At 34.5% G+C, this 8,554-nt stretch carries 6 protein-coding genes; 1 reads left to right on the plus strand and 5 read right to left on the minus strand.

All coding sequences use genetic code 11. The features are described 5' to 3' along the window. Positions 1-1,012 precede the first annotated feature (1,012 nt). Complete coding sequence (locus AKG34_RS26270) at positions 1,013-1,570, plus strand: shikimate kinase (RefSeq protein ID WP_053349099.1); 558 nt, start codon at positions 1,013-1,015, stop codon at positions 1,568-1,570. Between the two features lie 120 nt (positions 1,571-1,690). On the opposite strand, the gene AKG34_RS26275 is transcribed toward AKG34_RS26270, so the two are convergent. The 5 genes from AKG34_RS26275 to AKG34_RS26295 all read right to left on the minus strand — a co-directional run bounded on the left by AKG34_RS26275 (position 1,691) and on the right by AKG34_RS26295 (position 7,536). Further along, complete coding sequence (locus AKG34_RS26275; RefSeq protein WP_053349100.1) at positions 1,691-2,704, minus strand: LacI family DNA-binding transcriptional regulator; 1,014 nt, start codon at positions 2,702-2,704, stop codon at positions 1,691-1,693. A gap of 253 nt (positions 2,705-2,957) precedes the next feature. Then, positions 2,958-4,160 (minus strand): MFS transporter, encoded by a 1,203-nt coding sequence (locus AKG34_RS26280; protein WP_053349101.1) that lies wholly within the window; start codon positions 4,158-4,160, stop codon positions 2,958-2,960. Between the two features lie 357 nt (positions 4,161-4,517). Beyond that, positions 4,518-5,402: a shikimate dehydrogenase gene (locus AKG34_RS26285; protein WP_053349102.1), complete on the minus strand. Its 885-nt coding sequence runs from the start codon at positions 5,400-5,402 to the stop codon at positions 4,518-4,520. A gap of 69 nt (positions 5,403-5,471) precedes the next feature. Next, a complete protein-coding gene (gene aroD / locus AKG34_RS26290) occupies positions 5,472-6,233 on the minus strand; it encodes a type I 3-dehydroquinate dehydratase (RefSeq protein WP_053349103.1) in 762 nt (253 codons plus the stop codon). A gap of 97 nt (positions 6,234-6,330) precedes the next feature. Next, entirely contained in the window at positions 6,331-7,536 is a 1,206-nt protein-coding gene (locus tag AKG34_RS26295; protein WP_053349104.1) for an MFS transporter, read from the minus strand. Positions 7,537-8,554 lie beyond the last annotated feature (1,018 nt).

Consider the following 8,554-nt stretch of genomic DNA (forward strand, 5'->3'; position numbering starts at 1 on the left):
ACTTGGTGCTTATTTATATTAATCCTTTCCTACCTTAAAGTCAACTGATTTTTAGCTATGAATCTTTTTTTCTTTTTTAATTCATTTATTAGATTATATAAAGGTGTTAACTTAGTATAAATGCTTGTTCTAGTAATAATTCAAACAATGGCTTTCCTCTAAAGACATTTAAACCTTTCATGATTCTATTCTTTAAAAATCTAAATGTCCTCTCTCTAACTATTAGTCAGTAAAGTGAATTTCTAAAAACAAATCCTTCCGGAGAGCAATGACTAACTAATTATCAGGGATTGATAAATGAAAGATGCACTTGGAAGAAAGATAAAGTCGTGGTCATCTATATTCAATCAAAATCCATAATTAACTCACAAATAGTTATTGAATAGCTTCTATTACAATACCTCAATGTTCAAGCACACGTAAGAACCTAGCAAACCTGTTAAGGTTAATAGACGCATTGGACATATTAAAGGATTCACCCAAAGAGGTGAAAGAGTCAAAACATTTTTATCAACAGATATCTACAGATAGACAATGAAACCAAAGAAAGTAACTTTATCCTTTATATACGAATGTTAAAAATTATTTTTATTAAAATAGTAAATTCCCCTCTTTACCTACTCTTTCTTAGAGAATGTGGAAAATGTAAAGCCTTTGTCTATAATAGGCTCCAATCTACCATCGATACTGATGCTCGTACTGGATAAAAGTCTGAAACCCGTTTTATGAAGCAAAAAAACACATTTATCCATGTCTGAAGAATCATTACTTGTGTTAGATTCAGTTCTAGTAAAGAAGCAGAGTGATGCATATTCAACCACTTATTGAACGAATCTTGAAAAATGAGTAAATATTAAAGAAATATTAGCTGATATCCTACATACCTATTATCTAAATATTAGAAAAATATTTTTTTTACAAATTTACTGTCATGTACTATAATAAATTTATTTTAAAAGATTGAGGACAGACTTTTAATCATTATAAAAATAGTTGGGAGAGGGATTTATAAATGATTAATAAAAACACATCTTTGAGGATGCAAAGTATCGTTTTTATAGGTTTTATGGGGGTAGGTAAAACCACAATCGGACAAAAAGTAGCCAGGAAATTATATAGGGATTTTATTGATATAGATCAAGAAATTGAAAGAGAATTTAACATGCCCACCACAGAAATATTCAAGAAGTTTGGGGAAAAGACTTTCCGCGAAAAAGAAAAAAGTATGATTGATTACTTTAGCCACCAGCAATTGAAAATTATTTCCGTTGGTGGAGGGGCTTTTTTACAAGAGGATATACGGAAAATTTGTCTTTCTAATTGTATTGTGTTCTACCTTGACTTATCTTGGGATTATTGGAAAGAGAGAATAGGCTTGCTTATTGATAGTAGACCAGTGTTACAAAGTCGAAGCCTTGAAGAAATAGAAGAACTTTTTAATACTAGACAGGAAATTTACTCCTATCACCACTCAAAAGTGAATACGAATGATCTTGATGTTGAAGAAGTAGCAGATTATATTGTTGACTCATTGAAAGTGGCTTGGGATATTTACGAACCACTTAAGTAATTCCACGAGTTGATTGCCCAAGCCCTATAAAACCTAAGAAAAGAATAATAGAAAAGATGAAAAGAATACAGCGATAAGAGATACTCCCTCTTCCTGTAGACTAATCACCTTTTTTTCTTTTTAGGAGGATTCTCTAATAATCAGTTCGGGGTTTAATATAATACGCTGTTGTTCATGATCAATATTCACCATTTTTTGGTGCAAAAGATTCGCAGCTTCTTTTCCCATACGTTGAGGAAATGAAGAAACAGTCGTTAACGGCGGATGATAGATTTCTGCAACTGGAACATTATCGAATCCTACGATGTCTATATCTTGACCAGGAATCAATCCTTTCATCCTTAACCCTTGCATAACGCCGAAAGCAATTAGGTCGCTAAAGCAAAAAATTGCTGTAGGGGGATCAGGATTATTAAGGACTTTAAATACAGCCTCTAACCCTCCCTCTCGTGTCGGAGCACTATCTATCATTAACGATTCGTCAACTTCCAAGCCCGATTTGGAAAGGGCTTCGCGATACCCCTCCATTCTCTCAATCCAAGTAGAAGATTCCCTAATCCCTCCAAGAAATGCAATCCTTTTATGTCCCTTTTCAATCAAATGATTAACAGCTATTCGGGCTCCTTCTGGATAGTTAATACCTACATAATCGCTATTTACTTCAGGTAATTCTCTAACAGCAAGAACAAATGGTGTGTCAATCTCATTTAATCGATTAATCGTTTCTTGTGTACTTTCAGAGACGGGACAAAGAATTAAGCCGCCTACTCTATGTTCCAACATAGTTGAAAGGAGTTGGTCTTGCTTCGTAACTGAATCAAATGTAGTTCCCAACAAGACCGTATATCCGACCTCTTCTAATGCATCATGTACACCTATCAGGAATTCAGAAAAAAAAGTGTTTGAAATATCAGTAATAATTATTCCTACAGTATCGGAACTCTGCGACCTTAGATTTGCTGCAATTCTATCGTAAACGTAACCCAATTCACGCATGGACTTTAAAACCTTTTTTCGTGTTGCTTCCGAAATTCGAGGGTTATTACGAACGATAAGGGAAGCAGTGGACGTAGATACGCCAGCATGCTTCGCTACCTGTTGCAATGTGACTCGACCTTTTTTGGGTTGTTTCATCGTTCAATCACCATCTTGAGTGTATTTTTGATGTATTGATTATAATCATCAATTCTTACTATAATAATAATATAGTTGTAGTTATTATTATACCCATAATATAAATTGCTTTATTGTACATAGTTCAGTCACCGCTTATTAGTAATTTTAATGCTATATACACAGAAGTTTCCCCTATTCATTACTATTGCAAAAAAAAAAAACACCATCCTAATTCTTGAAGATGGAGTTTTGAGTAATCAGTCTCTTATCCTTATTTAAGTATTATCGGATGTTTAGTTAATTTTTTATACCGATAATTCACAAAAACTGCAGCTAGAATCCCTAAAGTTGCGATAAAACAATCAAATAGGAATATATGCGATATATCTCCACTTTTAGCGATTAACCCTGTTGCGATGGGTAAGACAACACTCGCTAAACTAGAGGCAGTTGAAACGATTCCCGTTACTGTTCCTTTTTTCTTCCAGAAAAGCTCAGCCATTATTGCAATGGTTAATTGAAAAATTCCAGCTGTAGAAGCTCCAAGGAAAAAAGAGGTTACACTTAGTACAAGTGGTGTATGAACGGTAAGAATAACAATGACAGCTATTAAAGTAATCATTGGATAAAGTAAAATGACCGTCACAGGTTTCAGCAATTTTTTCAACAAGACGGATAAAAGCAGAACAGAAATAAGGGATCCAACGCTATAATAGCTTAACAATTTAATCGAATTGGAAGCAGACATCCCCGCGACTTCTTGCCCAAAACTCGGTAACCAGATTTGCGAGACTGTAAACAAGGCAGTAGATGTAAAACCAATAATAATAAGCGCTAGCCCCTCTTTCCACAATTCAGGTTCACTTATAAACTTACTCAATTGCAATTCGTCTTCTTTACTATTATGACCGTCTTGGACTTTTTGAAATGAAGTAAAAAACAAAAATATCATGTTTAAAAAATAGATAACCGCCGGTAATAAAAAAGCATACCCATAAAACAAATTGTTATCAGAAAGAAACAAGATGATAAATGGTAAAACCGTTGCGCCAAGTGAAACAAAAGCCTTAACCATTACGCTTGCAGAACTAGCAGATTTCGGAAACATTTCTGTAAGCGCTGGATATGTCCCCGCATCCATGGCAGAGTTAGAAACACCCGCAAGTAACGCAAACACAAAGGCTATCTCATAAGTTGGAGAAAATGGAATCCCCACTAAAAAGAATAACATGACAATAGTTGAGACAATGATTAACGGTTTCCTTCCAAATCTATCTGACAATATTCCTGTTATACCATACGTAAGCAATCTTCCAATACCTATTGCAGCAATTAGATAACTGATGCCAGTTGAATCTGTATCCCACTGTTCTGTTAAAGCGACCATGTTCGAAGCGAGAATTATATTGACCATCCCTAATAGAAAATAGTTAATATACATCCCTGATGCCGCTTTAAAATACTGATTTTTCATTAATTACCCCCCCATAGTAAATCACGATGTAATTTTTCTCCCATTAAAGAACACGAAAGTTTGAAAAAATGAAATCTCTAAAAAAACTTAATCTGATCTTTTAATCACTGTATTTTTTTATAAAAATACAGTTTTCAATCCCCATTATGATATCCTATAAAATTAAAAACAATTTTTCAAAAAAAGAGCTAAGAAAAACAGGAAGTACACTCCCTGTTTTTCTTAGCTCCGAGGTCTATTGCATTCATATGCTGTAAGTTCCTTAACACCAAACACTAAAAAACAATTGAGTTCAGCAGGGGTCGCACAAACCTCTATTACTATAAGCTGGAGAGCAACCTCCACAGTGGAAGCTTATTAATCTGCAAAAATTTGCTCTTTAATATAATCAACAGGCATTTGTTGACCTGTCCACAATTCAAATGCTAAAGCACCTTGCCAAAGCATCATTCCAAGACCATTAATCGCTGTAGCCCCGGCAGCCTCGGCTTGTTCCATAAGTTTTGATTTACGTGGAATGTACACAACGTCTGTAACAATTAAATCAGAGCGTAGCATTGATTCGTCTTGAATGACACTTAAGCCTTCAAGTGGTTTCATACCAACGCCTGTTCCATTTGCCAAAATATCACTAGTTTCGATTTCAGCTCTTAATTGTTCAAGGTTCTCAAGTGGATACACATTTGCTTTCACATTTAAGTGCTTCATATCTTCATTAATGATTCGTACGTTTTCTTCTGCTTGTGGGAAGAAAGCATCATCACGCGCAAAAATGCTAATTTCAGCAAGTCCTTCTAGTGCTGATTGAATAGCAATAGGTGTAGCAGCGCCACCAGAACCGATAAGAGTCATTTTTTTGCCTTTGATATCTATACCATGTTCTTTAAGGTTGCGAGTATATCCCATTCCATCCGTACTGTGACCGACGAATTTCCCATCAACATTGACAACTGTATTAACCGCTCCTGAAAATTTAGCACTGTCTGCCAATTCATCTAAGTGTGGAAGGATTTTCATTTTATTTGGCATTGATACATTAAAACCTTTTACATTTAATGCTCGCATTCCTTTTACAGCATCCTCCAATGATTCATTTCCAACTTCAAATGCTAAATAAGCACAGTTTAATCCTAATTTATCAAATGCTAAATTGTGCATAGCTGGTGATAAAGAGTGTCCGATAGGTGTTGCTAAAAGTCCTACTAATTCTGTTTTTCCATTAATACGTGCTAAATTTCCCATGATTCAATCCCCCTGATGTATGATTCATAAAATTTTATATAAATTCCTTCTAGGAAGAAATCCAATGAATTAAATATTTTGATCAATAGTTTCTAAAACACTTCTTAATTGAGATACAGGAATTTGTCCAGGTGCCGATGCTTCTTTTCCAGCACCAAATGTACAAGCTGAACCAAATACCGCACCGGTTAACCGGCTAACCAGGCCTGTCCCCGACATAGACATGGTAATAAACGGACGATCCGCATATTTAGTTTTCATCGTGTGAGTTGCATCTAATAAAACAAGTAGATCGTCTACACTTTGAGGCATGACAGCAATTTTTGGAATATGAGCTCCATACTCCTGCATTTTACGCAGTCGGTAAATAATTTCTTCTTTTGCTGGTGTCTTATGGAAATCGTGGTTACACATAATTACGTATACACCATTTTCCTCAGCAACCTTTACAGTTGCCTTGACATCTGACTCTTCATAAAATAATTCTACATCCACAAGATCAATATTCTTTGTTCGAGTCGCTGTATGAAGTAATTCAAAATAATATTGATCCGTAATTTCTTTGTTGCCACCTTCTTTATGACTTCTAAAAGTGAAAAGAAGAAGAGTACTCGGTAAGGATTTTCTTAATTTTGAAATCATTTCCGAAACGGAGTTTAAGCTTTCAACATGTTCATACACATCTACACGCCACTCAATGATATCTGGCTTCAAAGATTTTACCGTTTCAACTTCTTGAAGTAGCTCTTCTTGAGTTGTCCCCATTAATGGAACAATGATCTTTGGAACGCCTTCTCCGATTTTAAGGTTTTTGATGGTAATCGTATGCATGGATTTTTCCCCTTTTTATCATCAGTGAGAGCTTTCGAACCTCACTGATGTTTGTTAGTAAAACCTGTAAAAGATTATGACCTGACTTATGACTTTTTTAAACAGATGGAACTTTAATCACCTTTTTATAACGATAGGCAACAAAAACAGCCAATAAAATACTAACGATTGCAATTCCAACATCAAACAAGAATACAGCAGTTAGACCTGCACTCTTAGAAATCATACCTGTAATGAATGGTATGATAATAAAAGCTGAACTAGCTGCAATGTTTACATAAGATGTAATGGTTCCTTTATTGGCTGGGAAGAATTCGGTAATAATTGTCATGGCCAATTGGAACACACCTGCAGTTGATAACCCAATAAAGAAAGCACTCAAAACAGTCATGAATGGTTGCTGAATATAAATAAGAGACAATAAAGAAATTGCGGCAATTACCGGATAAATAATCATAACTGTAATAGGTTTTATTACTTTATTTAATAAAACTGCTAGTAAAATGACTGAAACAAGGGACCCAATGCTATAGTAACTAAGCAATTGAACAGATTTAGCCTGTGTTAGACCTAATACTTCTTGTCCAAATTTAGGGAGCCAAACTTGTACAAGCATGAATAGAGCAGTTGATGTAAAACCTAGAAGAATAACGGCCAATCCTTCTTGGCCAAACTTTGGTTTTGATAAAAATTGTGGTTCAGCTGTTTCAACTTTATCCTCACTTTGGATATCACTTGGAGTTTTATGATTCGGGAATGATACCCTAAGTAAGAAAAATCCATTAACAAGGTAAACAGCTGCCATCAAGAAGAATGTATATCCGTAAAATAGATCTCTAGCAATAAAAAACGCCATAATGAATGGAAGAATTGTTGCACCAATTGAAACAAAAGCTTTAATTAATACAGTTGCAGAGCCTGCTTTCTTTTGGAAAGCTTCAATAAGTGCAGGATACGTCCCTGCGTCTAAAAATGAGTTAGCGATACCAGCACATATTGCAAAAATAAATGCTAATGTGTAGTTAGGAGCCAATGGTATTCCCACTAAGAAAATCAGGTAGATGAAAGACGCCGATACAACAAAAGGCTTCCTTCCTAATTTATCCGACAGTCTTCCAGCAAAAAACAGAGAAACTAACTTACCAATACCTATTGCTGAAACCAGGTAGCTAATTCCTGATGCACTCGTATTTAACTGGTTAGACAAATTTTCCATATTTGACCCGATGATGATGTTGATCATACCTAAAATAAAGTAACTAATATATAAACCTATTGCCATTTTTATATATGAATTTTTCATAAAACACACCCCTATGTTAGTTATTCAAAAGTTGTCAGAAATGCAACTTAGTTATTAAGCTCTTTCTTAAAGCTTCCCCCTTGCGCCAGTATATTTAAGAAAACGAACGATAAATATAAGCTTTAACATATATAGTATATCGTTCTACTAAATTTTTTTAATAGTTAGTATATCGTTCTACTATTATTCAAATCAAAGTTAGTATATCGTTCTACTAAATACTTGAACTCCCCCGCTGGATTAATTGGGTCTAATGTTGTTCAAAATGAAATCAGTAGGTCCAAATTAAATACGTAAACACAACTGTAATCCATACCCTTTACTGGAGTTACTTACTTAACTATATTTAGTATATCGTTCTACTGAAGTTATTATACTGCGCTAATTAAATTGTGTCAAACTTATGAAACAGTCCCCTCTATTCATATATTTCCTTGAAAATCTCTTTGCCTATTTCAAGGAAATTCTGTTTCTTTAAAGAATGCTTCTTTAAACTCTCTAAAACTCCTTTCTTTAGAGTTGTATTGACGATTATTCCTCAACACACTCTTAACCGAGTGAGACCTCCTTAAGGATGGTTTGTCTTCTATGTGCTCAGGACTCCGTATGTTTAATGAAGTGTGTATTGTGACTAATTTTAACTCTAAAATATGTTTTTCTCATATATTTTCTTTTATCAATATCCCAGTTACAGAGGCGACAGAGCAGTGTGTTTCCACTCTACAGTGATAGATAAAAACCATTTACCCTTTTCACCTTTGAAATTTTGGCACCTGCTATTTTAGGCTCTTCTGGCTTTAAGGTCTAATATTGAATTCACAAATTTTTTGTTGTAATAAAATCAGAATTTACCCTGAACCCCAGCATATATATAATCCATGAAAAAATCGGGACTATTACCAACTATCGATTACTTAACCCATTAAATTTCTTAAAGATTTTTATTCAATACTCTTTCCCATTATATAAACACAAAAAAAGATCAGCCAGGATGGCTGATCTTTTTAAAATGGCTTGG

This window comes from Peribacillus butanolivorans (assembly GCF_001273755.1).
GTDB lineage: Bacteria > Bacillota > Bacilli > Bacillales > DSM-1321 > Peribacillus > Peribacillus butanolivorans.

Excerpts from the sequence above, each read along its gene's own strand:
- AKG34_RS26270 (WP_053349099.1), top strand. The coding sequence starts at position 1,013 with ATGATTAATAAAAACACATCTTTGAGGATGCAAAGTATCGTTTTTATA.
- AKG34_RS26275 (WP_053349100.1), bottom strand. The coding sequence starts at position 2,704 with ATGAAACAACCCAAAAAAGGTCGAGTCACATTGCAACAGGTAGCGAAG.
- AKG34_RS26280 (WP_053349101.1), bottom strand. The coding sequence starts at position 4,160 with ATGAAAAATCAGTATTTTAAAGCGGCATCAGGGATGTATATTAACTAT.
- AKG34_RS26285 (WP_053349102.1), bottom strand. The coding sequence starts at position 5,402 with ATGGGAAATTTAGCACGTATTAATGGAAAAACAGAATTAGTAGGACTT.
- aroD (WP_053349103.1), bottom strand. The coding sequence starts at position 6,233 with ATGCATACGATTACCATCAAAAACCTTAAAATCGGAGAAGGCGTTCCA.
- AKG34_RS26295 (WP_053349104.1), bottom strand. The coding sequence starts at position 7,536 with ATGAAAAATTCATATATAAAAATGGCAATAGGTTTATATATTAGTTAC.